Source organism: Pseudomonas sp. 18173 (genome assembly GCF_050432945.1).
Taxonomy (GTDB): domain Bacteria; phylum Pseudomonadota; class Gammaproteobacteria; order Pseudomonadales; family Pseudomonadaceae; genus Aquipseudomonas.
Genome location: NZ_JBKFTN010000007.1, coordinates 135,233 through 157,606, shown reverse-complemented (window position 1 = coordinate 157,606; position 22,374 = coordinate 135,233). Strand labels below are relative to the sequence as shown.

Annotated in this window: 24 protein-coding genes and 1 tRNA gene; 10 read left to right on the top strand and 15 right to left on the bottom strand. The window is 60.6% G+C overall.

Annotated elements, in window-relative coordinates:
- Positions 1–176 precede the first annotated feature (176 nt).
- The gene (locus ACLD1X_RS10715) at positions 177–368 is read left to right on the top strand and encodes a YegP family protein (RefSeq protein ID WP_429367420.1); all 192 of its coding nucleotides are present in this window, start codon (positions 177–179) and stop codon (positions 366–368) included.
- A gap of 71 nt (positions 369–439) precedes the next feature.
- On the opposite strand, the gene ACLD1X_RS10710 is transcribed toward ACLD1X_RS10715, so the two are convergent.
- The 5 genes from ACLD1X_RS10710 to dapA form a co-directional block, all read right to left on the bottom strand.
- Positions 440–529, bottom strand: a tRNA-Ser gene (locus tag ACLD1X_RS10710).
- Positions 530–612: 83 nt separating this feature from the next.
- Complete coding sequence (gene purC / locus ACLD1X_RS10705) at positions 613–1,326, bottom strand: phosphoribosylaminoimidazolesuccinocarboxamide synthase (RefSeq protein WP_007944067.1); 714 nt, start codon at positions 1,324–1,326, stop codon at positions 613–615.
- A gap of 28 nt (positions 1,327–1,354) precedes the next feature.
- Complete coding sequence (locus ACLD1X_RS10700) at positions 1,355–2,113, bottom strand: MBL fold metallo-hydrolase (protein WP_007984759.1); 759 nt, start codon at positions 2,111–2,113, stop codon at positions 1,355–1,357.
- A gap of 4 nt (positions 2,114–2,117) precedes the next feature.
- Entirely contained in the window at positions 2,118–3,233 is a 1,116-nt protein-coding gene (bamC, locus tag ACLD1X_RS10695) for an outer membrane protein assembly factor BamC (protein WP_429367417.1), read from the bottom strand.
- Between the two features lie 17 nt (positions 3,234–3,250).
- Positions 3,251–4,129 carry a 4-hydroxy-tetrahydrodipicolinate synthase gene (gene dapA, locus ACLD1X_RS10690; protein WP_429367415.1) on the bottom strand — a complete coding sequence of 293 codons (879 nt, stop codon included), beginning with the start codon at positions 4,127–4,129 and terminating at the stop codon, positions 3,251–3,253.
- A gap of 330 nt (positions 4,130–4,459) precedes the next feature.
- Here dapA and ACLD1X_RS10685 point away from each other — a divergent pair, with 330 nt between their 5' ends.
- Both ACLD1X_RS10685 and ACLD1X_RS10680 read left to right on the top strand, forming a co-directional pair.
- Positions 4,460–5,020: a glycine cleavage system protein R gene (locus ACLD1X_RS10685; RefSeq protein WP_057400710.1), complete on the top strand. Its 561-nt coding sequence runs from the start codon at positions 4,460–4,462 to the stop codon at positions 5,018–5,020.
- A gap of 10 nt (positions 5,021–5,030) precedes the next feature.
- Positions 5,031–5,504, top strand: coding sequence for a peroxiredoxin (locus ACLD1X_RS10680; RefSeq protein ID WP_429367412.1), 474 nt, complete (start codon positions 5,031–5,033; stop codon positions 5,502–5,504).
- A 144-nt stretch (positions 5,505–5,648) separates the two neighbouring features.
- Here ACLD1X_RS10680 and ACLD1X_RS10675 read toward each other — a convergent pair whose 3' ends face one another.
- Together ACLD1X_RS10675 and ACLD1X_RS10670 are read right to left on the bottom strand one after the other, a co-directional pair.
- Entirely contained in the window at positions 5,649–6,719 is a 1,071-nt protein-coding gene (locus tag ACLD1X_RS10675; protein ID WP_429367410.1) for an AI-2E family transporter, read from the bottom strand.
- A gap of 31 nt (positions 6,720–6,750) precedes the next feature.
- Positions 6,751–6,990 carry a sulfurtransferase TusA family protein gene (locus ACLD1X_RS10670; RefSeq protein WP_095195482.1) on the bottom strand — a complete coding sequence of 80 codons (240 nt, stop codon included), beginning with the start codon at positions 6,988–6,990 and terminating at the stop codon, positions 6,751–6,753.
- A 98-nt stretch (positions 6,991–7,088) separates the two neighbouring features.
- Here ACLD1X_RS10670 and ACLD1X_RS10665 point away from each other — a divergent pair, with 98 nt between their 5' ends.
- Complete coding sequence (locus ACLD1X_RS10665; RefSeq protein ID WP_429367407.1) at positions 7,089–8,522, top strand: M48 family metalloprotease; 1,434 nt, start codon at positions 7,089–7,091, stop codon at positions 8,520–8,522.
- 77 nt (positions 8,523–8,599) lie between these two features.
- On the opposite strand, the gene ACLD1X_RS10660 is transcribed toward ACLD1X_RS10665, so the two are convergent.
- From ACLD1X_RS10660 to rpoE, 4 genes are all read right to left on the bottom strand, one after another.
- On the bottom strand, positions 8,600–10,024 hold the full coding sequence (locus ACLD1X_RS10660) for a DegQ family serine endoprotease (RefSeq protein WP_429367405.1): 1,425 nt from the start codon (positions 10,022–10,024) through the stop codon (positions 8,600–8,602).
- A gap of 178 nt (positions 10,025–10,202) precedes the next feature.
- Positions 10,203–11,162, bottom strand: a complete 960-nt coding sequence (locus ACLD1X_RS10655) for a MucB/RseB C-terminal domain-containing protein (RefSeq protein WP_429367403.1) — start codon at positions 11,160–11,162, stop codon at positions 10,203–10,205.
- 8 nt (positions 11,163–11,170) lie between these two features.
- Entirely contained in the window at positions 11,171–11,758 is a 588-nt protein-coding gene (locus ACLD1X_RS10650) for a sigma-E factor negative regulatory protein (protein WP_429367401.1), read from the bottom strand.
- Positions 11,759–11,789: 31 nt separating this feature from the next.
- Positions 11,790–12,371, bottom strand: a complete 582-nt coding sequence (gene rpoE, locus ACLD1X_RS10645) for an RNA polymerase sigma factor RpoE (RefSeq protein ID WP_003172477.1) — start codon at positions 12,369–12,371, stop codon at positions 11,790–11,792.
- 552 nt (positions 12,372–12,923) lie between these two features.
- On the opposite strand from rpoE, the gene nadB reads away from it, so the two are divergent.
- The gene (gene nadB / locus ACLD1X_RS10640) at positions 12,924–14,540 is read left to right on the top strand and encodes an L-aspartate oxidase (RefSeq protein ID WP_429367398.1); all 1,617 of its coding nucleotides are present in this window, start codon (positions 12,924–12,926) and stop codon (positions 14,538–14,540) included.
- Here nadB and ACLD1X_RS10635 read toward each other — a convergent pair.
- Both ACLD1X_RS10635 and ACLD1X_RS10630 read right to left on the bottom strand, forming a co-directional pair.
- Positions 14,509–14,961, bottom strand: coding sequence for a protein YgfX (locus ACLD1X_RS10635; protein WP_429367396.1), 453 nt, complete (start codon positions 14,959–14,961; stop codon positions 14,509–14,511). The two genes, nadB and ACLD1X_RS10635, sit on opposite strands and share 32 nt — an antisense overlap.
- Entirely contained in the window at positions 14,945–15,199 is a 255-nt protein-coding gene (locus ACLD1X_RS10630; RefSeq protein WP_007979797.1) for a succinate dehydrogenase assembly factor 2, read from the bottom strand. The genes ACLD1X_RS10635 and ACLD1X_RS10630 overlap by 17 nt, the downstream gene beginning before the upstream one ends.
- 148 nt (positions 15,200–15,347) lie before the next feature.
- Here ACLD1X_RS10630 and ACLD1X_RS10625 point away from each other — a divergent pair, with 148 nt between their 5' ends.
- Complete coding sequence (locus ACLD1X_RS10625) at positions 15,348–16,289, top strand: YgfZ/GcvT domain-containing protein (RefSeq protein ID WP_429367394.1); 942 nt, start codon at positions 15,348–15,350, stop codon at positions 16,287–16,289.
- Positions 16,290–16,323: 34 nt separating this feature from the next.
- The gene (locus tag ACLD1X_RS10620; RefSeq protein ID WP_429367392.1) at positions 16,324–17,145 is read left to right on the top strand and encodes an HDOD domain-containing protein; all 822 of its coding nucleotides are present in this window, start codon (positions 16,324–16,326) and stop codon (positions 17,143–17,145) included.
- A 114-nt stretch (positions 17,146–17,259) separates the two neighbouring features.
- Here ACLD1X_RS10620 and ACLD1X_RS10615 read toward each other — a convergent pair whose 3' ends face one another.
- Together ACLD1X_RS10615 and ACLD1X_RS10610 are read right to left on the bottom strand one after the other, a co-directional pair.
- Positions 17,260–18,648 (bottom strand): sensor histidine kinase N-terminal domain-containing protein, encoded by a 1,389-nt coding sequence (locus ACLD1X_RS10615; RefSeq protein WP_429367390.1) that lies wholly within the window; start codon positions 18,646–18,648, stop codon positions 17,260–17,262.
- On the bottom strand, positions 18,641–19,312 hold the full coding sequence (locus ACLD1X_RS10610) for a response regulator (protein WP_429367388.1): 672 nt from the start codon (positions 19,310–19,312) through the stop codon (positions 18,641–18,643). The genes ACLD1X_RS10615 and ACLD1X_RS10610 overlap by 8 nt, the downstream gene beginning before the upstream one ends.
- A gap of 237 nt (positions 19,313–19,549) precedes the next feature.
- Between ACLD1X_RS10610 and ACLD1X_RS10605 the strand changes: the two genes are divergently transcribed.
- From ACLD1X_RS10605 to ACLD1X_RS10595, 3 genes are read left to right on the top strand one after another with little or no spacing between them, the layout of a single operon-like run.
- Entirely contained in the window at positions 19,550–20,839 is a 1,290-nt protein-coding gene (locus ACLD1X_RS10605; RefSeq protein WP_429367386.1) for an OprD family porin, read from the top strand.
- A 39-nt stretch (positions 20,840–20,878) separates the two neighbouring features.
- Positions 20,879–21,856, top strand: a complete 978-nt coding sequence (locus ACLD1X_RS10600) for a Bug family tripartite tricarboxylate transporter substrate binding protein (protein WP_429367384.1) — start codon at positions 20,879–20,881, stop codon at positions 21,854–21,856.
- 58 nt (positions 21,857–21,914) lie between these two features.
- Positions 21,915–22,373 (top strand): tripartite tricarboxylate transporter TctB family protein, encoded by a 459-nt coding sequence (locus ACLD1X_RS10595; protein ID WP_429367382.1) that lies wholly within the window; start codon positions 21,915–21,917, stop codon positions 22,371–22,373.
- Position 22,374 lies beyond the last annotated feature (1 nt).

Sequence of the window (22,374 nt, the reverse complement as noted above, 5' to 3'; positions counted from 1 at the left end):
GAAGCGGCGCTGATCCGGACAATCCAGAGGCTGATCCGACCGCTCTAAGCCGCCGCTTCAGAACGCTCGACCAACGATTGGAAACAAATGAACGATAGCCAAAAAAACCTGCTCCGCTAGCCTTGCATCGATGCGTCACACAGGCTGTCGCACGACTATCGCAGGGAGCGAACTGGATGTATTTCGAGATTTACAGGCAATCCAAAGGCACACCGGGCACCGGTAAAGGACAATGGCGATGGAGGTTGCGGGCGGGTAACCATGAGACCATCGCCAGCGGCGAGTCTTATGTGAACAAGGCGGATTGTCTGCACGTGATCGAGTTGATCAAGGGGGTTCAGGATCAGACCCCGATCAAGGAGATCTGATAGCTGCCGGCAGTACCCGCAGAAACGAAAAAGCCCCGCAGCTTCTCAGCTGCGGGGCTTTTTCCATGTAATGGCGGAGAGATAGGGATTCGAACCCTAGGTACCGGTGAAGGTACAACGGATTTCGAATCCGTCCCATTCGGCCACTCTGGCATCTCTCCAACGGCGCGCATCATAACAACACTTTCGCAGGAAGCGAACCCCCCAAGCGAAATATTTCTGTGCTTTCAGATGCTTGCGTCGGTTAAAGCGGTACGCCCAGACGGTTGGCGACTTCTTCGTAGGCTTCGATGACATCACCGAGGCCCTGACGGAAGCGGTCCTTGTCCATTTTCTTGCCGGTCGCCTTGTCCCACAGACGGCAGCCGTCCGGGCTGAATTCGTCGCCCAGCACGATGGAACCATCGTGGAACACACCGAATTCCAGCTTGAAGTCGACCAGCAGCAGGCCGGCGTCGTCGAACAGCTTGCTCAGGACTTCATTGACCTTGAGCGACAGTTCTTTCATGCGAACCAGTTGCTCGGCGGTACCCCAGCCGAATGCCACGACGTGGGATTCGTTGATGAACGGGTCGCCCTTGGCGTCGTCCTTCAGGAACAGTTCGAAGGTGTAAGGGTTGAGCTTCATGCCCTCTTCGACGCCCAAGCGCTTGACCAGGCTGCCGGCGGCGTAGTTACGCACGACGCATTCGACCGGGATCATGTCGAGCTTCTTCACCAGGCACTCGTTGTCGCCCAGCAATTTGTCGAATTGGGTCGGCACGCCAGCGGCTTCGAGCTTTTGCATGATGAAGGCGTTGAACTTGTTGTTCACCATGCCTTTGCGGTCGAGCTGTTCGATACGCTTGCCGTCGAACGCCGAGGTGTCGTTGCGAAACAGCAGGATCAAACGGTTAGCGTCGTCGGTCTTGTAAACCGACTTGGCTTTGCCGCGGTAGAGTTCTTCACGTTTTTCCATGATGGGCTCCGCTTGCTAAGTAGATGGGCTAGGCGATGTGGCGCCAGTCGAGCCCTGAATCTTGATCGGCCAGTTGCAGCCAGTCCGGGTCGCACCCGAGGGTGTCGACAAAACATTGCCGGGCCAGCTGCGGCAGGTTGTTCTTGCTGCTCAGATGGGCCAGGACCAGGTGTTGCAAGTCTTTCCAGCCCAACTCGGCCACCAGGAATGCCGCCTGATGGTTATTCAAATGTCCCAGCTCGCCGCCTACCCGCTGCTTGAGAAAGTACGGGTAATGACCACGGGCCAGCATGTCACGACAGTGATTGGACTCGATCATCAACGCATCGAGGTCCCGATAGCCGTCCAGCACCTTGTCACAATACGAACCCAGGTCGGTCAACAGGCCGAAGCGCCGCTCACCGTCGCTGAATACATATTGCGTCGGTTCCTGTGCATCGTGGGCCACGGCAATGACACCGATGCTCAAGTCGCCGATTTGCAGCTGTTCGCCGCCGGCCAGAAAGCCTGCGGGTTCAATCGGTTTGCGCATCCCGCGCAAGGTCCCGCGACTGAGGTAGACAGGCAGATTGTAGCGCCGAGACAGCAAACCCACGCCATGCACGTGGTCGGCATGTTCGTGGGTCACGAGTATCGCGCTCAGCTGCGCAGGGTTCACACCCAGGCGCAGCAGGCGTTTTTCGGTTTCCCGCAGAGAAAAACCACAATCCACCAGGACATACGTATCAGCGCTGGCTATCAGCGTGCCGTTCCCTTGACTACCGCTGCCGAGAACGGCAAAACGCATAGGATCAGCCCAGGTTGTCCTGAATCTTGCTCAACACTTTACGCGCCACATCTGCCGGCGCCACGGTGTTGATGTTTTTCTCGACGGTGACCTGGACGTTCTCGCCAACCTTGCTCAGGCGAACCTGATAACGTTCGGCACGGGCGTCCAGCTCTTCCTTGCTCGGCGCACTGCCGAACAGGCTGCTGAAGAAGCCTGGCTTGTCGTCTTTCTTCTCGGCTTTTTCGGCCAGGTTGATGTAGTACAGGCCCAGGCTGCGGTTGATGTCTTCAACGCGCCATTCGCCTTGTTCCAGCGCACGGCCGACGCTCGACCAGGCACGATCCAGGTCGGTGCCGACGTTCAGCACAGGGTTGCCGCTGCCGTCTTCGCTCAGGCTGACACGGCTGGGCGCGTCGAAATCACGCGAAGCCAGCATCGAGACCGAACCGCCCTTTTCAGAGATACGGCTCATGCTCGCGAGCATGTCGTCGACCAGTGCCGCGTCCAGGCCGGTGTTGACCGAACGGTTGGTGAACGCCACGTCAGCGGTGCTGCCGGCAGGACGCTCGGCGCTGACCACATAGACTTCACTGGTGTTGCGCTGCACACCCGGCTCGATGCGCACCCGCACGCGGGTTTCGCTGTCCGTACCGACGCCGGCCGCGCTCAGGCGTTTGCCCATGGCGGCGGACAGTTCGTCGGAATGCTGCCAGGTCGTGGTGAATTCGCCGGTTTGCGGGCGCTGTTCATCCAGGCGGAAGCCGTTGTCCTGGAAGAACTGGACGGCCACAGGCCAGACTTCGGCCGGCGGGTTCTGGGCCAGGATGGAGCTGGACCCGCCGCTCTTCTGCAGGGAGTAGGCGCTGGCGTCGGCAGCTGCTGTCAGCGGCTGCGGCCGAGGTACGACGTATTCGCCCTTGTCGGTGTCATCCGCCACGTTACGCGGGATCGGCAACAGCGGATCCAGACGCTTGGCGGTACGGACGTCCGGTGGCATTTGCATCGGTGCAGTCTGTTGCGCTTCCAGGTAATCGCTACCGCGGTCACGGAAATAACCTTCCGGGCCCCAGACCCATCCGCAGCCACTGGTGCTGGAGATAATCAAGGCAAGTGCGGAAAGTCCGGCCATTCGCTTCATGCGTTGTACTTCCTCAATTAAACCAGGACGCTGCACTGGCGCAGGGCCGAGCGCAGCGTTTCGTGACAAGGTGCGCTCAGCCAGGTCAGCGGCAGGCGAATGCCTTCGTGCATCAGGCCCATTTCAACCAAAGCCCACTTCACCGGAATCGGGTTGGCTTCGATGAACAGGTCCTTGTGCAGCGGCATCAGTTTTTCGTTGATTGCCCGCGCGGTCTCGGCGTCACCCTTGAGGGCGGCCTCGCACAGATCGGCCATTTCACGCGGAGCGACGTTGGCGGTGACGGAAATGTTGCCCTTGCCACCCATCAGGATCAGCTCGACGGCGGTCGGATCATCGCCAGACAGGACGATGAAGTCCTTGCTGACGCCATCGAGGATGGCTTTGGCGCGCTTGAGGTCGCCGGTCGCTTCCTTGATGCCGATGATGTTCGGCACGGTGGACAGGCGGATCACGGTCTCGGCCTGCATGTCGCAGGAGGTGCGGCCGGGAACGTTATAGAGAATCTGCGGGATGTCGACCGCTTCGGCGATGTGCTTGAAGTGCTGGTACAGGCCTTCCTGGGTCGGCTTGTTGTAGTACGGCACGACCAGCAGGCAGGCGTCGGCGCCGGCTTCCTTGGCATTGCGGGTCAGCTCGACGGCTTCGCGGGTCGAGTTGGCGCCGGTACCGGCGATCACCGGAATGCGACCGTTGACCTGCTTGACCACGGCACGGATGACCGCGATGTGCTCGTTGACGTCAAGGGTTGCCGACTCGCCGGTGGTGCCGACGGCGACAATGGCATGGGTGCCGTTTTCAAGGTGGAAGTCCACGAGTTTGCTGAGGCTGTCCCAGTCAAGACGCCCCTGTGCATCCATGGGTGTGACCAGTGCCACCATACTGCCCGCAATCATGAAACCGCTCCTGCCGGAAAAAGAGAGCCGTAATGGTACTGGCGCCAAGATGCTTGCACAAGCGAAGTACTGTGCTGCCGCCATTCCCCTTGGCGCCGGTTTTCGCTACCCTTCAGACTTTGATCGGTACTGATCAGCTTGTACGCCGGGTTCCAGCCTCCCTTTTCGGCCTCCCAGGCCCCGTTCCAGCGTCGCTGCTGCACGCTCCCGCTATATTATGGAGCGAGTTGCGCGCCGCAGCCCGGGGTTTTCTGAATGGGCACGCGCAGGCGCATCCCGACGGCCAACGCCCGTCAACCTACCGACCGCTCATCGCTTTAGGAATGCTGCATGTCCACCCCCACAGTCCGCGAACAATTCCTTGTCATCAGTGCCCTCGGCGCCAACCCCATGGAGCTGACCAACGTCCTGTGCCGCGCCAGCCATGAAAACCGCTGCGCCGTGGTCACCTCCCGCCTGACCCGTCATGGCGAATGCAGTGCGCTGGTCCTCGAGATCTCCGGTAGCTGGGATGCCCTGGCACGCCTGGAAGGCAGCCTGCCAGTGCTGGCCAAGCGGCATGCGTTCACGGTCAACGTGGTACGCAGCGCCGCCCTGGAAAACCGCCCCCAGTCCCTGCCGTACGTCGCTTACGTCAGCTCGGCCTACCGCTCGGACATCATCAACGAGCTGTGCCAGTTCTTCATGGACCACAACGTCGAGCTGGAAAACCTGACCTGCGACACCTATCAGGCTCCGCAGACCGGCGGCACCATGCTCAATGCCACGTTCACCGTGACCTTGCCGCCCGGCGTGCAGATCAGCTGGCTGCGCGATCAGTTCCTGGATTTTGCCGATGCGCTGAACCTGGACGCCCTGATCGAGCCTTGGCGCCCACAGAACCCAATGTAAGGAAGCTTTCATGGCCGTTGCCATCGACCAACCGGTTGCCGATTTCGAAGCCCCCGCCACCAGCGGGCAGACCGTCAGCCTCGCCGGCCTGAAAGGCAAGCAGGCGGTGATCTACTTCTACCCCAAGGACAGCACGCCGGGCTGCACGACCGAGGGGCAAGGCTTTCGCGATCAATACGCAGCGTTCAAGGCCGCCAATACCGAAGTGTTCGGCGTGTCTCGCGACAGCCTGAAATCCCACGAGAACTTCAAGTGCAAGCAGGAGTTCCCCTTCGAGCTGATCAGCGACAAGGACGAAGCCATCTGCCAGCTGTTCGACGTGATCAAGCTGAAAAAGCTCTACGGCAAGGAATACATGGGCGTGGATCGCAGCACGTTCCTGATCGACGCCAAAGGCGTGTTGCGCCAGGAATGGCGCGGCGTGAAGGTGCCGGGGCATGTCGATGCGGTATTGGCGGCTGCCCAGGCCCTCGACAAAGCCTGATTTTTTCGGCGTCTATTCGGGCGCCTTCGCGAGCAAGCCCGCTCCCACAATTAACCGAGTTGTTCAGGCAGGCACGGTCTAATGTGGGAGCGGGCTTGCTCGCGAAGAGGCCATCAGCCTCACTGAAAAAATCAACGCTGACAGTTAAAGCAGCGGCGCCACCACCGGCTCCTTGCGCGGCCAGGCGTCCAGCACGGCCTTGAACAGCGTCGCCAGGGGAATCGCAAAGAACACTCCCCAGAAGCCCCACAGCCCGCCAAACAGCAGCACCGCGCAGATGATCGCCACCGGGTGCAGGTTGACCGCCTCCGAGAACAGCAATGGCACCAGCACGTTGCCATCCAGCGTCTGGATGATCCCGTAAACCGCCATCAGGTAAATGAACTGATCGCTCCAGCCCCACTGGAACAGCGCAATCAGAAACACCGGCACGGTCACCACCACGGCGCCGACATAAGGCACTACCACCGAAATCCCCACCAGCAGTGCCAGCAACGCCGCGTAGTTGAGCTCGAGAACAACGAAGGCGATGTAGGTCACGCCACCGCAAATGAAGATCTCGATGACCTTGCCGCGAATGTAGTTGGCGATCTGCCGGTTCATTTCATGAGCGACCCGGGTGATCAACGCCCGCTCGCGGGGCAGGTAACCGCGCACCCACTGGCCGATCATGGCCCGATCCTTGAGGAAGAAAAACACCAGGATCGGCACCAGCACCAGGTAGATCATGATGTTCACCAGCAAGGGCAGGCTCGACAGCGAAAACGTCAGCGCCCACTGGCCGAACTTGCCGATTTCGCCCCGCGCCACCTCGATTGCCCGCAACACTTGCTCATCGGAGACCAGGTGCGGGTAGCGCTCGGGCAGCAGCAGCAACAGCGACTGCCACTTGGCAAGCATGCCGGGCAACTCGTTGAACAACGTGATCAGCTGGTGCCACAGCAACGGCACGACCACCACGATGAAGACCAGCAACACCCCCATGAACAACGCAAAGACCAGCCCCACCGCGGCCCACCCCGGCACGCGCAGGCGCTCGAGAGCCACCACCAGCCCCTGCATCAGGTACGCCAGCACCATCCCGGCGAGCACCGGCGCCAGCATACCGCCCAGGGTCAGCACGGCGGTGAACGCCAGAAACAGCAGGACAGCCAGCACCACCGCCTCTTCATCGGAGAAATAGCGCTGAATCCAGTCGCGTAACACTTTGAACATCAATAATCCTTAGGAGCAAACGCAGCCGATTTCAGGCTTTTTTCAACCAGTAGCGGTAAACACCCGCCTCATCTTCTTCACGAAGCAGGGTATGACCGGCCAAACGGGCAAAGGTGCGGAAGTCGCGCTGCGAACCTGCATCGGTGGCGATGACCTTGAGTACCGCTCCACTGACCATCCGGTTGAGTTCCATCTTGGCCTTGAGCAACGGCAACGGGCAATTCAGGCCACTGGCGTCCAGTTCAACGTCATGGGCTACAGCGTCGGTCATTGCATCACTCCGGGTCAGGTGGTTGAGTTGCCTAGAATATCTGGTCGCAACGCCGGTGTCCGGCTACAGTAAGGTCTTTGTCGACTAAGGCTTTGTGCATGACATTTTTGCGCCCTACCCTGCTGACGCTCGCTTGCCTGCTCGCCTCACCGGGCTTCGCCGACGACTTGCCGTCACTCGGCGACGCCAGCTCTGCCATTGTCTCACCGCAACAGGAATACCAGCTCGGCCGTGCCTGGCTGGCAATGTTGCGCAGCCAGGTTGCGCAGCTCAACGATCCGCAGCTCAAGGATTACGTGGAATCCAGCGTTTACCGACTGGTTGAGACCAGCCAGGTCACTGACCGGCGCCTGGAGTTCATCCTGATCAACAGCCCGCAGCTCAACGCCTTTGCGGCGCCTGGCGGGATCGTCGGGGTCAACGGCGGCCTGTTCCTCAATGCCCAGACCGAAGGCGAATATGCCTCGGTACTGGCGCACGAACTGGCTCACTTGTCGCAGCGCCACTTTGCCCGGGGCGTCGAAGCGCAGCAACGCATGCAAGTACCGATGATGGCTGCATTGCTGGCCGGTATCGTGATGGCAGCCGCGGGCGGCGGTAACGCCGGGATCGCGGCCATTGCCGGCACGCAGGCAGCGGCCATCCAGGAACAACGGCGATTCTCCCGCCAGAACGAACAGGAAGCCGATCGCATCGGCATTCTCAATCTGCAAAAGGCCGGTTATGACCCGCGGTCGATGCCCACCATGTTCGAACGCTTGATGCGCCAGTACCGCTACGATGCCAAGCCGCCGGAATTCCTGCTGACTCACCCGGTCACCGAATCGCGTATCGCCGACACCCGCAACCGTGCCGAACAGGCGCCACAGGGTGGCATCGAAGACAGCATGCGCTATCAACTGATCCGCGCGCGCGTCCAGCTGATCTATGAAGAAACCCCGGGGCTCGGCGCCAAGCGCTTCCGCGCCCTGCTCGACGAGAACCCGAAAAACGACGTGGCACGCTACGGCCTGGCGATCGCCCAGATCAAGGGCGGTCAACTGAACGAAGCGCGGGAAAACCTCAAGCAACTGCTGACCAAGGCACCCAACGAAATCATCTACAACCTGGCCCAGGTGGATCTGGACATCACCAACAATCGCCTGCCGGATGCCCAGTCCCGGGTTGACCGGCTGATAACCCAGTTCCCCGGCAACTACCCGCTGAATCAGGTGCGCGTCGACCTGCTGCTCAAGCAGAACCGCACCGGTGAAGCGGAGAAAGCCCTCGAAGGCCTGCTCAAGTCGCGTCCGGACGACCCGGACGTGTGGTATCAGGTGGCCGAGACGCGCGGCCTGTCAGGCAACATCATCGGTCTGCATCAGGCTCGCGCCGAGTATTTTGCGCTGGTCGGGGACTACAAGCAGGCCATCCAGCAACTGGACTTCGCCAAGCGCAAGGCCGGCAGCAACTTCCCGCTGTCGTCGCGGATCGACGCGCGACAACGCGAACTGATGGAACAAGAGCGCATGATCAAGGACATGATGGGCTGACACCTTCGGAGACAAGAAGTCCGGACATAAAAAAACCGCCTCTTTCGAGGCGGTTTTTCATTCAGCCGACAACCGGGTTATTCAGCCAGTTTGAAGGTGATGAAGCTCGCACGACCCTGACGCAGAACCCGCATCGACACCGAGCGGTTCTTTGGCAGCGCCTTGGCGATGTCCGCGAACTCCTTGGTGGAACCAATGGCCTGGTTGTTCAGGTGGGTGATCACATCACCCGGCTGCAAACCGATCATGGCGGCTGGACCGTCCTGCACTTCCTTGATCAGCACACCACCCTTGAGGTCGTAGGTTTTCTTTTGCTCGTCAGTCAGCTCGACCACGGAAACCCCGAGGCGATTGCTGCTGCGCTCGATGCTGGATTTCGGCAGCGCATCCAGCTCCTTGCCTTCTTCCGGAATCGCACCGACCGTCAGCTCGACGTTCTTGCGCTTGCCTTCACGAATCACTTCCAGATTGGCCTTGGAGCCGGCCTTCAATGCGCCAACGAGATGCGGCAGGTCGGCCGACATGACGATTGGCTGACCGTTCATGCTCAGGATCACGTCGCCAACCTGCAGGCCACCCTTGGCAGCCGGGCCATCATCCTGGATCTGGGCAACCAGCGCACCCGCCGGTTTCTCCAGGCCGAACGACTCGGCCAGGTCTTTGCTCACTTCCTGAATCACCACACCCAGCCAGCCACGGCTGACCTTGCCACCGGATTTCAGCTGATTGGAAACATCCATGGCCACGTCGATCGGGATTGCAAACGACACCCCCATGAAGCCACCGGAGCGGGTATAGATCTGCGAGTTGATCCCGACCACCTCACCGTTCAGGTTGAACAGTGGGCCACCCGAGTTACCCGGGTTGATCGGCACGTCGGTCTGGATGAACGGCACGTAGTTTTCGTTCGGCAGGCTGCGACCGACGGCACTGACGATGCCTTGGGTCACCGTGTGGTCAAAGCCGAATGGCGAACCGATCGCGACAACCCACTGTCCGGCCTTCAGGTCCTGGGATTTGCCGAGCTTGAGCACGGGCAGATCCTTGCCTTCGATTTTCAGCAGCGCCACGTCGGAACGTGGATCGGTACCGATCAGCTTGGCTTTCATTTCGCTGCGATCAGCCAGGCGAACGAGGATTTCGTCAGCATCGGCGATCACGTGGTTGTTGGTCAGGATGTAGCCATCGGTAGAGATGATGAAACCAGAGCCCAGGGAAGTGGCCTCACGCTGACGATCGCGGGGTGAGCGCGATTGCGGCGGCATGCCCCGCTCGAAGAATTCGCGCAGCATTGGCGGCAAACCTTCGAGGTCGGGCATTTGCTGGCTGACTTTGCGATCCGGCAGCTTTTGCGTGGTACTGATGTTCACGACCGCAGGCGAGGCCTGTTCGACCAGTTGAGTAAAGTCTGGCAGTTCGACCGCCTGGGCGGTGACCGCCTGACCGAGCACCAGCACGGTGGCAATGATGGAAAGGTAGGACTTCAAGCGTGGTATCGACATACGGCTCCCGTTACGACGAGCATGGTTAAGCGATATGGAGCAAGGAACACCGGGAACAATACGCCGGTATTTTTGTTCCGGGAACAACAAACAAGGCCAGAGCCGAGGGGCTCTGACCTATAAGAAATTTAAGGGGATTTTGCAAATTGAAATGCTCACGAAACATTTCGATTTCAGCTCACTGCTTGGCTGCAGCGGCGTCGGTGCGCATCGAAAGCGCTATCCGCTCAGCAGTACCGACCGGTATCTCGCCGACGACGGTCACCATCATGTCACCCTGTGCCGTGGTCAAGCGCCGGGAAACCGCAACGGTCGGCCCCAACTGAGTACGGGTATCGGTGACTGTAGCGCCATTCAATGGCTCGAGGAACACCGAAAAACGCGCCAGGCCATCGTCATACATCAGGCTATTGACCTGGGTTTTGGTCTCCGGATCCTTGCGAGCGGTGCTGCTGGTCAGTTCGAAGCCCGGCGGCAGCCAGTCGGATCGCCAGACCTGGGCAGTCTTGACGGCAGAAGCCTTGTCGCTTTCGAGGTTGACCGGCTTGCAATCGCCACTGGCCTGCAGGTCGCTTTCGGAGGGTACTTCAGCGGTCTTCAGCTCCGTGAACTGGAAACGCTCCAGCAACCGCCCCTTGTCGTCCAACAGCAAAGACTTCAGTGGCAGGCCGGTTTCCTTGTCCAGATGCAGTTCAAAACCGTAGCGGTGTTGATCGCGAGGTGTCAGCGTAACGATCACTGCAGGACGCCCGGCGACACGCGACTTGCCGACGACAGCGAGGTCATACCAATTCTTGAGCTTTTGCGGATCGAGTGCACGGGCTGCGGAGTTGGGGGAGTCCCCAAGCCCTGCTATCAGTGTGCCGCTGACGCATTGAGTTTGCCCATCAATGCGCACGACTTCCTGGTCTGAACCGTCGAGCTGGATCAATCGCTCGCGAACCTTTCCATCCTGGACACGGTGCCAGATCTTATGGGTAGAAAAACTACCGTTACGCTCGTAGACGAAAGTACCCTTGAAGCTTTGCTGTTGCTCTGCCTGGCCCAGGCGGGTCAACCAGTCCTGGGCATCATCGGCGTGGGCTGGAACGATGAACCAGCCGCTGAGCAGAAGCGAAAGTAGAGGTATGGCGCGCATGCTCCTCCTTAACGGTTTTCCAGGCTTGCGGCACGAGCGTAAGGCAACGCGCTCTCAGTACCTTTCAGTGCAGCCTGTTGTGCATGTTGGCGCAAGTAACCTGGCAGACGCTGATCGTGCCAGCCTGGCTGACCTTGCAAAACGCCGTTGGCCATTGGGCCGTTGGCTTGCGAACTCTCATTGTAGCCTGCCAGAACGGCCGGGCCTTTTACTTGAGGAACGGCAAGTGCCGGTTGGCTGGATTGCTGGGCCAGTTCGGCACCGGCGATCTCATCCTGGTTGTACAGACGCACACCGGCCAGCACCGCCAGGGTCACGGAAGCCGCGACCGCCAGTCGACCCAGGCTGCGCCATGGACCGCGGGAAGCTTTTGCCGGTACGGCTTCGTCAGCCAGGGCAGCAGAAACAGCCGCAGCGATGTCCAGACGTGGAAGCAGCAGATCCTTGTGCATCACTGCCCGAGCGATCTGATAACGAGCCCAGGTATCACGGGTTTCAACATCGTCGCAGGCATTCAATACCCGACGCAATTCCAATTCGTCCGCTTCGTTATCCATCACTGCGGACAGCGATTCCTGCAGGGCTTCACGACTCATGGCGTTCCTCTCTTGGCTGTCGCCGCTGTCTTTAGTTTTCCTGCAACAACGGCTGCAGGGCTTTGTCGATGGCCTCCCGGGCGCGGAAGATCCGGGAGCGCACGGTGCCTACCGGACATTGCATGACGCTCGCAATGTCCTCGTAACTCAGACCATCAAACTCACGTAAAGTTAACGCCGTACGCAAATCTTCCGGCAGTTGCTGAATGGTTCGATGGACGGTGCCTTCGATCTCATCCCGCAGCAAAGCCCGTTCTGGCGACTCGAGATCCTTGAGGCCATGATCGCCATCGTAGAACTCTGCATCCTCGGAACTGACATCGCTATCCGGCGGCCGACGGCCGCGTGAAACCAGATAGTTTTTCGCCGTGTTGATGGCGATGCGGTAAAGCCACGTATAAAACGCGCTGTCTCCGCGAAAATTTCCAAGTGCACGGTATGCCTTGATAAAGGCTTCTTGTGCCACATCCTGGGCTTCATGGGTGTCGTGCACGAAACGCACGATCAACCCGAGAATTTTGTGCTGGTATTTCAGCACTAGCAGATCGAAAGCACGCTTGTCGCCGCGTTGAACGCGTTCGACCAGTTGCTGATCCTCTTCCTGGGTTAGCATGAACACTCCTCGATGAGCTCGGAGGAGGCTTGCAGAACTAAACGACCAGACTTGCAAACATAGACTCGGGCTTTTCGCAAAAGTTCTCCCCCTCCAGGCAAGTTTCCTGCGGGCTCTGATTTGGCACGCACGAAAAGCGCAGCGCGAGTTGACCCGGCTGCGCGAATAATCTTGTCATCGGATTCTTCGGCAAGGATCGAAGCGCAATTCCTCACTGAAGCCGACGCTGTCCCTTGTTTCAGGCATCCGTCTATTGATCTTGGCCCTTTGGCAAAAGTTCCAAATATTTATAGCTGCGCCGAAGCGACATTGTGCAACCGTGAAGCGAAAATGACTGTTAAATCGGCGATACAGTCATTCTCGCGCCCAACGGGCAGAAAAACATCCGACGAAGCGACCGATGTTTTGCGTCACAGTAGTTTCACAATGCCATGCTGGCTCGGGTATTGTGCCGCTCCCCCCCTCTATATACTAGTGGGCTGTACGGCCGGATTGACTCGCCAGTCCGGTTGCGCCACCCCCGATCCGGGTCGCTTTGAGCGGAATCCTGAAATGAGCCAACAGTTTCAACACGATGTTCTGGTAATTGGCAGCGGTGCTGCCGGCTTGAGCCTTGCGCTGACCTTGCCCGGTCATTTGCGCATTGCCGTTCTGAGCAAGGGCAGCCTCGCCAATGGCTCGACTTTCTGGGCCCAGGGCGGCGTTGCCGCCGTGCTGGATGACACCGATACCGTTGAATCCCATGTCGATGACACACTCAATGCCGGTGGCGGCCTGTGCCATGAAGACGCCGTGCGTTTTACCGTTGAGCACAGCAAGGAAGCGATTCAATGGCTGATCGACCAGGGCGTGCCCTTTACCCGCGATGAACACGCGAGCAACGAAGATGGCGGGTTCGAGTTTCACCTGACCCGCGAAGGCGGTCACAGCCATCGGCGCATCATTCACGCCGCCGATGCCACGGGCGCGGCCATTTTCACCACCCTGCTCGACCAGGCCAGGAAAAGACCGAACATCGAACTGCTGGAACAGCGGGTAGCGGTTGACCTGATCACGGAGAAACGCCTGGGACTCGAAGGTGATCGCTGTCTCGGCGCTTACGTGCTCAATCGCAGCACCGGCGAAGTCGATACCTATGGTGCCCGTTTCGTGATCCTCGCCTCCGGTGGAGCGGCCAAGGTCTACCTGTACACCAGTAACCCCGACGGCGCCTGTGGCGATGGCATCGCCATGGCGTGGCGCTCGGGCTGCCGGGTGGCGAACCTGGAATTCAATCAGTTCCACCCCACTTGCCTGTATCACCCGCAAGCCAAGAGCTTCCTGATCACCGAAGCCCTGCGAGGCGAAGGCGCCCACCTTAAGCTGCCCAACGGCGAGCGCTTCATGCAGCGCTTCGATCCACGGGCAGAGCTGGCGCCTCGGGACATCGTCGCCCGGGCCATCGACCATGAAATGAAGCGCCTGGGCGTCGACTGCGTCTACCTGGACATCAGCCACAAGCCCGAAGCGTTCATCAAGACGCACTTCCCGACGGTGTACGAACGCTGCCTGGAATTTTCCATCGACATCACCAAACAGGCGATTCCGGTGGTCCCGGCGGCGCACTACACCTGCGGCGGCGTGATGGTCGATCAACAGGGCCGCACCGATGTGCCAGGGCTGTACGCCATTGGCGAAACCAGTTTCACCGGCCTGCACGGCGCCAACCGCATGGCCAGCAACTCGCTGCTGGAATGTTTCGTTTATGCCCGTTCGGCGGCCGCGGACATTATCGGGCAGCTGCCCACGATTTCGATGCCAGCCCCCCTTCCCGCGTGGGATGCGAGCCAGGTCACCGACTCCGATGAAGACGTGATCATTGCGCACAACTGGGATGAACTGCGGCGATTCATGTGGGACTACGTTGGCATCGTGCGCACCAACAAGCGCCTGCAACGGGCGCAACACCGCGTGCAACTGTTGCTGGATGAAATCGACGAGTTCTACAGCAACTACAAGGTCAGCCGGGATCTGATCGAGCTGCGCAACCTGGCCCAGGTGGCCGAGCTGATGATTCTGTCAGCCATGGAGCGCAAGGAAAGCCGTGGCCTGCATTACACCCTCGACTACCCGGACATGTTGCCGGTCGCGCTGGACACTATTCTGGTGCCGCCCACCTACGTCGGCTGAATTTGAGCCGCACCCGCAGGCGTCGGTGCACATCCGCCGCCTGCGCATCCCGGGGCACGCAAATGGACCTGACCCGGTGCTCGCCACGCAAACGAAAACGCAGTACCACCACCAACGGCAGCGCCAGGCTGTCCGGCCTCAGTTGCACAGGCTGCCAACCCTTGGCCCGACTCCACAATTGCCAGCCATCGGCATCGCGCCGCAAGCCGCAAAAAGCCTGCGGGTGCGTCAGCAGGATCTGCCGGGGTAACAGCCAGGCTCCGTGAGCCACACACAGCAAGGCGCCGAGCAAGCTGGCCCAGAGTGGAATCGACAGTAGACACAACGAACCCAGCGCGAACAGCTGGGCCAGGAGGTACGCCGCCAGCAACTGCCGTGAGGCATGCCAGCGGCATTCGAACCCGTTACTTGGGCTGGACACGATCCAGGATCATGCGAACCATGCGTTGCAGCTCGGGATCTTCGGATTCGCTGCGTTCCATGAACCAGCCGAACATGTCCTGATCCTCACACGTCAGCAGTCGGACGTACAACGCGCGATCCACCTCGTTGAGCGTTGCGTAAACCTCTTTCGTGAACGGCACCAGCAACACGTCAAGCTCAAGCATGCCGCGGCGGCTGTGCCAAAAGAGGCGGTTCAGTTCAACATCTTCGACCATGGAGCGCTCCTCAAATAGGCCGCAAGTATACAGGCCCGCGCCCCGTCGAACAGTCGGCTTTGGTCGGCACCGGCGATCCTTTGTGAACTACCCATTTCGAAGGCGCCCCCTTATGATGTCCGCCAGACTCTTTACCCTGCGATGACCCATGGCCGATTCTGCTTTTTTCTGCACGCTTTCTCATGAAGGTGTTCTCGCGGTCCGCGGCGCGGACGCCAGCAAATTCCTGCAAGGCCAACTGACCTGCAATCTCAACTACCTGAGCGATTCCCGGGCCAGCCTCGGTGCGCGCTGCACGCAAAAAGGCCGGATGCAATCGAGTTTCCGCATCCTGCTCGAAGGTGACGGCGTAGTCCTGGCCATGGCCAGCGAATTGCTCGAACCGCAACTGGCGGACCTGAAAAAATACGCGGTGTTCTCCAAGTCGAAACTGACCGACGAAAGTGCCGCCTGGGTCCGCTTCGGCGTTGACCATGGCGATGCTGCGCTGATCAGCCTCGGCCTGGACCTGCCGGCAGCAACCGACAGCGTCGTGCGCAACGACGGGCTGATCGCCATCCGTGTCTCGCCGGAACGCGCCGAGTTGTGGGTCGCCGCCGATCAAGCCGATGCGGTCAAGGGCAAGCTGTCGGCCGTGCTCAGCGAAGGCGATCTGAACCAGTGGCTACTGGGCCAGGTCCGCGCCGGGATCGGCCAGGTCATGCCCGGCACCCGCGAGTTGTTCATCCCGCAGATGCTCAACCTGCAAGCGGTCGGCGGCGTGAGCTTCAAGAAAGGTTGCTACACCGGGCAGGAAATCGTTGCGCGGATGCAGTACCTGGGCAAGCTCAAGCGTCGCCTGTATCGCCTGCAACTGGTTGCCGGCGAACAGCCTGAACCGGGTACCCCGCTGTTTTCCCCGACCCACGGCAGTTCGATCGGCGAAGTGGTGCTGGCTGCCCGCGCCGGGCAAGACATCGAACTCCTGGCGGTGTTGCAAGCCGAAGCAGCAGAGAGTGGAGACATCCACCTGGGCGCGCTCGAAGGGCCGTCCTTGCAGCTGCTCGACCTGCCTTATGAACTGGACCGCGATCGCGAAATCCAGCAATAACGGCAGCACTTGGCGCGACACCTAGAGAGACTAAATGAGCGAGCTGGCGGAAAAGGTCCAACAGGATTTGGTTGAGGCCATCAATAACGATGACCTGGTTCTGCCAACGTTACCGGAAGTGGCCCTGCAAATTCGCAAGGCCGCGGAAAACCCGGAAGTCAGCGTCAGTACCCTGAGCAAAGTGATCGGCCGTGATACCGCACTGTCGGCACGCTTGATCAAAGTGGTCAACAGCCCACTGTTGCGCGCGACCCAGGAAGTGACCGATCTGCATACCGCGATCACTCGCCTGGGCATCAACTACAGCTGCAATCTGGCGATCGGCCTGGTCATGGAGCAGATTTTCCATGCCCGGTCCGAGGTGGTGGAACAGAAGATGCGCGATGTCTGGCGTAAAAGCCTGGAAATCGCCGGCGTCAGCTACGCCTTGTGCCGCCGCTACACCCGGCTCAAACCCGATCAGGCGGCCCTTGGCGGGCTGGTACACCAGATCGGCGTGCTGCCGATCCTGACCTACGCCGAAGATCACTATGAGCTGCTGTCCGACCCGGTCAGCCTCAACCATGTCATCGACCAGATTCATCCACTGATCGGCGAAAAACTGCTCAGGGTCTGGGAGTTTCCCGACATGCTGGTGCAAGTGCCGCGGCTATACCTGAACTTCAAACGCCAGTCTGCGCAGGTCGACTATGTGGATCTGGTGCAGGTGGCCAGCCTGTATTGCCTGCAGGACACCGATCATCCGCTGGCCCGTACCGATGCGTTGAATGTGCCGGCGTTCAGGACGCTCGGAGTCGATTTTGACGACGAGGCGATGTGCGCCGATCTGGAAGAAACACGCACGATGTTTTATTGATCCAGAACCGCGTTGCCCCCTTCGCGAGCAAGCCCGCTCCCACATTGAACCGAGTCGCCGCAGATCAAATGTGGGAGCGGGCTTGCTCGCGAAGGGGCCTGAACAGGCGCTGCATCACTCCCCCGCAATAAAACTCACCCGCACCTTCAACCCTGCGTGCTCTCCATCATGCAGACTGATCTGTGCCAGGTGCGCGCGACAGATCTCGCCGACAATCGCCAAGCCCAATCCGGAACCGGCCACTTGCTGGTTGCGTCGGTAAAAGCGTTCGAACACCCGACTGCGCTCCTCAACCGGGATACCCGGTCCGTCATCCTCGACTTCCAGCACGGCGGGGGCCGAGACGCGCAGAATCACGTTGCCGCCTGGCGGCGTGTGAGCCAGTGCGTTATCCACCAGATTGCTCAGCAGTTCGTTCAGTAGCGTCGGCTCGCCCCGCAACCAGACAGGCTCGTCCGCTTCCAGCGCCAGGGCGATGCCGCGCTTGTGGGCCAAGGGTGCCATGGCCATGCCCAGCTCCCGGGCCAACTGACTCAGGTCGAGTAACTGCGCGCCACCCTCGGCAATCGCCCGGGCGCCATTTTCGACCCGCGCCAGGGACAGCAACTGATTGGCCAGATGGGTCAGGCGATCGGTGTTCTGGGCGGCGGTCTCCAGCGTGCTGCGCCAGGTGTCGGGCTCGGCCGAGCGCATGCCCAGCTCCAGGCGCGCCTTGAGTGCTGCCAACGGCGTGCGCAGTTCGTGGGCGGCATCGGCAATGAATTGCGCCTGCTTCTCGAACTGGCCGCGCAAGCGCTCGGTAAAGTGATTGAGTGCGCGCACCAGCGGCCACAGTTCGCGCTGCACTTCCACCAACGGCAAAGGGCGCAGATCGTCCGGCTGGCGTTCTTCCACCGCCGTGCGCAAGCGCTCCAGCGGGCGCAACGCGGCACTTACCGCGAACCACACCAGCATCAGCGCACCGATTGCCAGCATGCCCAGGCGCAGCAACGTATCCGCCGCCAGGCTACGGGCCATGCTGACGCGCGCTTCATCGGTTTCCGCCACGCGGATTTCCGCCATGCCGTTCATGTTCGGCTCGCTCACCGGCTTGAGCAGGCTCACCACGCGCACGTTCTGCCCGCGGTACTGGGCGTTGTAGAAACGTGCCAGCGCCGGATAGTCATCGGTGCGCGGCGTTCCCGGCGGTGGCGCCGGCAGGTTTTCGTAACCGGAAATCAGCTTCTGATTGATGTCGTTGACCAGGTAGAAAATTCGCCCGGCACTGTCGTAGGCAAACGTATCGAGGGCCACGTAGGGCACGTCGGCACTCAGGCTGCCATCGCGCTGGGAGACACCGGCGGCAATGGTCCGCGCCGAGGCCAGCAGAGTCCGGTCATAGGCCGTGTCGGCGGCTTCACGACCGTTCCAGTAGGCGCTCAACCCGCTGGCCAGCATCAACACCACCAGCAATAGCGCCAGGTTCCACAGCAACCGCCAGCGCAGGCTGCTGGGCTTATGCATCGCGGCTTTCCAGCAAGTAACCGAGGCCCCGGAACGTCACGATGGCGACCGGCTGGCCATCGAGTTTCTTGCGCAGGCGGTGCACGTAGATTTCGATCGCATCGGGGCTGGCCTCTTCATCGAGACCGAACACTTGCGACGCCAGTTGCTCCTTGCTCATCACCCGACCGGGGCGCGCGATCAGGGCTTCGAGTACGGCTTGCTCGCGGGAGGTCAGGGTCAGCAATTCTTCGCCAAGGGTGAAACGCCGGGTTTCCAGGTCATAGGCCAGCACACCGCAACGCTGAATGCGCTCACCGCCCAGCACGCTGCGGCGCAACAGGGCTTTGACCCGGGCTTCGAGTTCGGTCAGTTCGAACGGCTTGGCCAGATAGTCGTCGGCGCCGAGGTTGAGGCCGTGGACCCGGTCCTTGACGTCGCTGCGGGCGGTCAGCATCAACACCGGCAGGTTCTTGCCCCGTGCCCGCAGGCGCGCCAGCACTTCGAAGCCATCCATGCGCGGCAAGCCGACGTCGAGGATCGCCATGGCGTATTCCTCGCTGCCCAGCGCCAGGTCGGCCGCCACGCCATCGTGCAGGACGTCCACGGTCAGCCCGGTGGCCTTGAGTGCCTGGGCGACACTTTCGGCGAGCTGCAGATGGTCTTCGACGAGCAGGACACGCATGGATCTTTACCTCATTCAGGGATGGTCGACGCCATTCTTTGGCGCGGAGTTTACAGCCGCAACCGCCGCTGTGAAGCCTGAAAACCGTGAAAGTCAGCTGAAAGCCTAGCGAAAGGTTAGCCCGTTACAGTCCAGCCACGGACAGTTTCGACTGCCGTCGCTGCGGCCACACAGCGATACGAAAAACGCCTCGAAGCGTTTTCGACAAATAAGAACAATAAACGGAGTAAGTCATCCATGCAGTCCTTGCAGACCCAGGCTATCGCGCCTGCCCGCCTCTCCCGTTTCAGCCACACTGCGCTTGCCAGCGCTGCCGCCCTTGCCGGTTTTTCACCTTTGAGCCACGCCGCATTCTTCGAAGACAGCTCGGCCACTTTCGAAACCCGCAACATGTACTTCAATCGCGATTTTCGCGACGGTACCAGTGCCCAGCAATCCAAGCGTGACGAGTGGGCCCAGGGTTTCATGCTCAATCTGAAATCAGGCTACACCGACGGCACCGTGGGGTTCGGTGTCGATGCGCTGGGCATGCTGGGGGTCAAGCTCGATTCGAGCCCGGACCGCACCGGTACCGGCCTGCTGCCGACCGACGATGGGCGCGCCGTCGACGAATACTCCAAGCTCGGCCTGACCGGCAAAGTGAAAATCTCCGCCAGTGAGCTGAAGATCGGCAGCCTGATCCCGGAACTGCCGATCCTCAAGCCCAACGACGGGCGCATCCTGCCGCAGACCTTTGAAGGCGGCATGCTGACCTCCAAGGAGATCAAGAACCTGACCTTCACCGGCGGGCGCCTGGACAAGGCCAAGGATCGCGACAGCACCGACTTCGAGGACGTCGCCCTCAACAACAAGAACAGCCGTTTCGCCGGAACGGTGGCTGGCGAGCACTTCGACTTTGGCGGCGTGGACTACAAGTTCACCGACAGGATCACCGGCAGCTACCACTTCGCGCAGCTCGGTGAAGTCTACAACCAGCACTATCTCGGGCTGGTTGCCTCGCAGCCGTTCGGCCCCGGCACCTTCGCCAGCGACCTGCGGTTTGCCATCAGTGACGACCAGGGCGAGGCCCGTGGCGGCAAGATCGACAACAAGTCCCTCAACGGCCTGGTGAGCTACGCCCTGAGCGGGCACAAGTTCAGTGCGGGCTACCAGCACATGTCCGGCGACAGCGCGTTTCCGTATGTGGATGGCACCGACCCGTACCTGGTGAACTTCGTGCAGATCAACGACTTTGCCGGTGCCCAGGAGCACTCCTGGCAAGCGCGTTATGACTTCGACTTCGTCACCCTCGGCGTCCCCGGCCTGAGCTTCATGAGCCGTTACGTGAGCGGCGACAACATCAAGCTCAAGAACGGTGACGAAGGCAAGGAATGGGAACGCAACAGCGAGATCAAATATGTAGTACAAAGCGGCGCGCTCAAGGATGTCGCCGTGCGCCTGCGCAATGCCACCTACCGTTCCAACTACTCCGCTCGCGATGCCGATGAAGTGCGTCTGCTGGTGAGCTATAGCGTTGCCCTTTGGTAATTCAGTACGTCCATAACAACAACTCCCAAGGAGACTTGAATGAACCTGTCAATGCGTAAGATTGCCCTCGCCGCCAGCGTCCTGCTGTTCACCGGCCAGGCGCTCGCCGAACCCAAGCGCCCGGAATGTATCGCCCCGGCCTCGCCCGGCGGTGGCTTCGACCTGACCTGCAAACTGGCGCAAAGCGCGCTGGTCAACGAAAAACTGCTGACCAAACCGATGCGCGTGACCTACATGCCCGGCGGTGTCGGCGCGGTGGCGTACAACGCGGTGGTCGCCCAGCGTCCGGCCGATGCCGGCACCCTGGTGGCCTGGTCCAGCGGCTCGCTGTTGAACCTGGCCCAAGGCAAGTTCGGCCGCTTCGATGAAAGCAACGTGCGCTGGCTGGCCGCCGTTGGCACCAGCTATGGCGCCATCGCGGTGAAAAGCGATTCGCCCTACAAGACCCTCGACGATCTGGTCCAGGCACTGAAGAAAGATCCGAGCAAGGTGGTGATCGGTTCCGGCGGCACCGTCGGCAGCCAGGACTGGATGCAAACCGCGCTGATCGCCAAGGCCGCCGGGATCAACCCACGCGACCTGCGCTACGTGGCCCTCGAAGGCGGCGGTGAAATTGCCACCGCTCTGCTCGGTGGCCACATCCAGGTCGGCAGCACCGACATCTCCGACTCGATGCCGCACATCCTCAGCGGTGACATGCGCCTGCTGGCGGTGTTCTCCGACAAGCGTCTGGACGAGCCGGAAATGAAAAACATCCCGACGGCCCGCGAGCAAGGCTACGACATCGTCTGGCCGGTGGTGCGCGGCTTCTACCTCGGGCCAAAGGTCAGCGACGAAGACTACGCCTGGTGGAAAGCCGCCTTCGACAAACTGCTGGCCTCCGAAGACTTCGCCAAACTGCGCGATCAGCGCGAGCTCTTCCCCTTCGCCATGACCGGCCCGGAACTGGACACCTACGTGAAGAAGCAGGTCGCGGACTACAAAGTGCTGGCCAAAGAGTTCGGCCTGATCCAGTGATCGTCTCTGTCTAGCGGCTGCGACTCCGTTCGGCGGGGTCGCAGCACAGGAGTTCCTCATGCTCTTACAACGCATTTTTGCTTCGGTGCTGTTGCTGGCCTGCCTCAGCCTGGTGGCGATGGCCTGGCCCTACCAGGCACCTTTTTCCTACGAACCGATCGGCCCGCGAGCCTTCCCCCTGCTGATGCTCGGACTGATGGGCCTGGCGCTGGTGTACATGGTGTATCGCCCCTCACCCATCAAACACACCGAAGAAGATCCGCCAATGGATCGCGAAACCCTGAACAAGATCGGTGTTTGCGTGCTGTTGCTGCTGGTCTTCGCCGGGCTGTTCGAACCGCTGGGTTTCATCCTCAGCAGCATGCTGGTCGGCATTCCCATGGCTCGCCTGTACGGCGGGCGCTGGCTGCCGGGCGCGGTGATCATCAGCCTGATGAGCGTCGGCCTGTACCTGCTGTTCGACAAAGTCATGGACGTGCCACTGCCTCTGGGCCTGCTCGACGTTCTGGAGAACTGAT

Coding starts and splice junctions, on each gene's coding strand:
- ACLD1X_RS10715 (WP_429367420.1), top strand. CDS start 177: ATGTATTTCGAGATTTACAGGCAATCCAAAGGCACACCGGGCACCGGT.
- ACLD1X_RS10660 (WP_429367405.1), bottom strand. CDS start 10,024: ATGTCGATACCACGCTTGAAGTCCTACCTTTCCATCATTGCCACCGTG.
- ACLD1X_RS10615 (WP_429367390.1), bottom strand. CDS start 18,648: ATGCATAAGCCCAGCAGCCTGCGCTGGCGGTTGCTGTGGAACCTGGCG.
- ACLD1X_RS10605 (WP_429367386.1), top strand. CDS start 19,550: ATGCAGTCCTTGCAGACCCAGGCTATCGCGCCTGCCCGCCTCTCCCGT.
- ACLD1X_RS10680 (WP_429367412.1), top strand. CDS start 5,031: ATGGCCGTTGCCATCGACCAACCGGTTGCCGATTTCGAAGCCCCCGCC.
- bamC (WP_429367417.1), bottom strand. CDS start 3,233: ATGAAGCGAATGGCCGGACTTTCCGCACTTGCCTTGATTATCTCCAGC.
- nadB (WP_429367398.1), top strand. CDS start 12,924: ATGAGCCAACAGTTTCAACACGATGTTCTGGTAATTGGCAGCGGTGCT.
- ACLD1X_RS10630 (WP_007979797.1), bottom strand. CDS start 15,199: ATGGTCGAAGATGTTGAACTGAACCGCCTCTTTTGGCACAGCCGCCGC.
- ACLD1X_RS10625 (WP_429367394.1), top strand. CDS start 15,348: ATGGCCGATTCTGCTTTTTTCTGCACGCTTTCTCATGAAGGTGTTCTC.
- ACLD1X_RS10655 (WP_429367403.1), bottom strand. CDS start 11,162: ATGCGCGCCATACCTCTACTTTCGCTTCTGCTCAGCGGCTGGTTCATC.
- ACLD1X_RS10670 (WP_095195482.1), bottom strand. CDS start 6,990: ATGACCGACGCTGTAGCCCATGACGTTGAACTGGACGCCAGTGGCCTG.
- rpoE (WP_003172477.1), bottom strand. CDS start 12,371: ATGCTAACCCAGGAAGAGGATCAGCAACTGGTCGAACGCGTTCAACGC.
- ACLD1X_RS10665 (WP_429367407.1), top strand. CDS start 7,089: ATGACATTTTTGCGCCCTACCCTGCTGACGCTCGCTTGCCTGCTCGCC.
- ACLD1X_RS10600 (WP_429367384.1), top strand. CDS start 20,879: ATGAACCTGTCAATGCGTAAGATTGCCCTCGCCGCCAGCGTCCTGCTG.
- ACLD1X_RS10675 (WP_429367410.1), bottom strand. CDS start 6,719: ATGTTCAAAGTGTTACGCGACTGGATTCAGCGCTATTTCTCCGATGAA.
- ACLD1X_RS10610 (WP_429367388.1), bottom strand. CDS start 19,312: ATGCGTGTCCTGCTCGTCGAAGACCATCTGCAGCTCGCCGAAAGTGTC.
- ACLD1X_RS10595 (WP_429367382.1), top strand. CDS start 21,915: ATGCTCTTACAACGCATTTTTGCTTCGGTGCTGTTGCTGGCCTGCCTC.
- ACLD1X_RS10685 (WP_057400710.1), top strand. CDS start 4,460: ATGTCCACCCCCACAGTCCGCGAACAATTCCTTGTCATCAGTGCCCTC.
- purC (WP_007944067.1), bottom strand. CDS start 1,326: ATGGAAAAACGTGAAGAACTCTACCGCGGCAAAGCCAAGTCGGTTTAC.
- ACLD1X_RS10620 (WP_429367392.1), top strand. CDS start 16,324: ATGAGCGAGCTGGCGGAAAAGGTCCAACAGGATTTGGTTGAGGCCATC.
- ACLD1X_RS10700 (WP_007984759.1), bottom strand. CDS start 2,113: ATGCGTTTTGCCGTTCTCGGCAGCGGTAGTCAAGGGAACGGCACGCTG.
- dapA (WP_429367415.1), bottom strand. CDS start 4,129: ATGATTGCGGGCAGTATGGTGGCACTGGTCACACCCATGGATGCACAG.
- ACLD1X_RS10650 (WP_429367401.1), bottom strand. CDS start 11,758: ATGAGTCGTGAAGCCCTGCAGGAATCGCTGTCCGCAGTGATGGATAAC.